3 protein-coding genes and 1 pseudogene are annotated in these 1,959 nt (G+C 62.2%); 2 read left to right on the top strand and 2 right to left on the bottom strand.

Annotated elements, in window-relative coordinates:
- Both EN925_RS33760 and EN925_RS33755 read left to right on the top strand, forming a co-directional pair.
- Window positions 1-519, top strand: a 519-nt coding sequence (locus EN925_RS33760) for a 3-deoxy-manno-octulosonate cytidylyltransferase (RefSeq protein WP_128337267.1), incomplete at its 5' end; no start/stop codon positions are given.
- 9 nt (window positions 520-528) lie between these two features.
- A complete protein-coding gene (locus EN925_RS33755) occupies window positions 529-1,392 on the top strand; it encodes a prephenate dehydratase (protein WP_013527936.1) in 864 nt (287 codons plus the stop codon).
- Here the strand turns inward: EN925_RS33755 and EN925_RS33750 are convergent.
- Window positions 1,389-1,694 (bottom strand): Dabb family protein, encoded by a 306-nt coding sequence (locus EN925_RS33750; RefSeq protein ID WP_027161785.1) that lies wholly within the window; start codon window positions 1,692-1,694, stop codon window positions 1,389-1,391. The genes EN925_RS33755 and EN925_RS33750 overlap by 4 nt on opposite strands.
- Window positions 1,695-1,731: 37 nt before the next feature.
- Window positions 1,732-1,959 (bottom strand): annotated as a pseudogene (locus EN925_RS33745) (NADH pyrophosphatase); the annotation flags it as partial.

Raw genomic sequence — 1,959 nt, 5'->3', positions numbered from 1 at the left:
GATCACGAATCCGGCTCCGACCGCATCCACGAGGCGCTGGTCGCGCTCGACCCCGGGCGCAAGGTCGAAACCATCGTCAATGTGCAGGGCGACCTGCCGACCATCGATCCCCGGATCATCGCCGCGTCGCTCAGGCCTTTCGAGGACAGTGCGGTGGATATCGCCACGCTCGGCGTCGAGATCGTCCGCGATGAGGAAAAGACCAATCCCAATGTCGTCAAGATCGTCGGCTCGCCGCTTTCCGGCAGCAGGCTGAGGGCGCTCTATTTCACCCGTGCCACGGCGCCTTGGGGCGAGGGGCCGCTCTACCATCATGTCGGCCTCTACGCCTATCGCCGCGAAGCACTCGAGCGTTTCGTCGCGCTGAAGCCGTCGCCGCTCGAACGGCGCGAGCGGCTGGAACAGTTGCGGGCGCTGGAAGCCGGCATGCGCATCGACGCCGAGATCGTCCAGTCGCTGCCGCTCGGCGTCGACACGCCTGAAGACCTCGAACGCGCCAGAACAATCCTTTCAACCTGAGATATCGGCATGCCTGAAAAGACCAACAGAATATCCTTCCAGGGCGAACCGGGCGCCAATTCCGACACCGCCAGCCGCAACATGTTCCCTTCGATGGAGCCGTTGCCCTGCCCGACCTTCGAGGATGCCTTCAACGCGGTCGAGACCAACAAGGCCGACCTCGCCATGATCCCGATCGAGAACACCATTGCCGGGCGCGTCGCCGATATCCATCATCTCCTGCCGGAATCGAAGCTGCACATCGTCGGCGAATATTTCCTGCCGATCCATTTCCAGCTGATGGTGCTGCCAGGCGTCAAGCGCGACGAGATCAAGACGGTGCACAGCCACATCCATGCGCTTGGCCAGTGCCGCAAATACGTTCGCAAGAACGGTTGGAAGGCGATCGTCGCCGGCGACACGGCCGGCGCCGCCAAAATGGTCTCCGAGGTCAAGGACCGCAGCATGGCGGCGCTGTCGCCGGCCCTGGCCGCGACCCTCTACGGGCTCGATATCATCGAGCAAAACGTCGAGGACACCGACTCAAACGTCACCCGCTTTGTCGTCCTGACCAAGAACAAGCAATGGGCCGAGCGTCCTTCGCCCGACGTCAAGATGATGACGACCTTCATCTTCCGCGTCCGCAACGTGCCGGCCGCGCTCTACAAGGCGATGGGCGGCTTCGCCACCAACGGCATCAACATGACCAAGCTGGAGAGCTACCAGCTGGGCGCTTTCACGGCGACGCTGTTTTACGCCGACATCGAGGGCCACCCCGACGACCCGCTGGTCAAGCTGGCGCTGGACGAGCTTCGTTTCTTCTCGCGCGAAGTGCGCATTCTCGGCGTCTATCCGGCCAGCGAGTCGCGTGAGCAGTGGAAGGTTGCGGACTAGATCACCGCGCCCAGCGGGACATAGTCAATCTCCATGAAGGTCTCGACCTCCGGCACCCAGCGGTCGCGCACGAAGGCGACATGGTCTGGATGGTCGTTGTATCTGGTGTAGGCGGCCTGGTCGGCGAACTCCATCGAGAAGCCGAAACGATAGTCGTTCTTGGGGCTGATCTGCCGCAATTGCTCGAAATGCGTGACGCCCCTGATCGCGGTGAGGATCCTCTTGGCGTCGACCAGGAACCGCTTTTCCTCCAGCGAATGCGGCGGATGCTTCAGCGTGAAAACGACGGTGTGACGGATCATGTCCTGCTCCTGCAATGTCTTTAGGTGTTCGCTGCCATCATTCTGAATCGACCCAGGCGCGGATGAGGTGATGCGCAATGGCGCCTTTCGGCGGCGTGATCAGATTGTCCTGGTGCGTCCTTTCCAGCATCCGGCGCACCTCGTCGCGAAAAAACCAGCGGCAGTCCTCAAGCTCGTTGAGGTCGGCCTGGATATCGTCATTGAGCGGCTCGCCGAAGCAGCCGATCATCAGCGAATAGGGGAACGGCCAGGGCTGGCTGGCGTG

The organism is Mesorhizobium sp. M7A.F.Ca.US.006.04.2.1 (assembly GCF_004022915.1).
Classification (GTDB): domain Bacteria; phylum Pseudomonadota; class Alphaproteobacteria; order Rhizobiales; family Rhizobiaceae; genus Mesorhizobium; species Mesorhizobium ciceri.
This window is presented reverse-complemented; position numbering and strand designations above follow the sequence as displayed.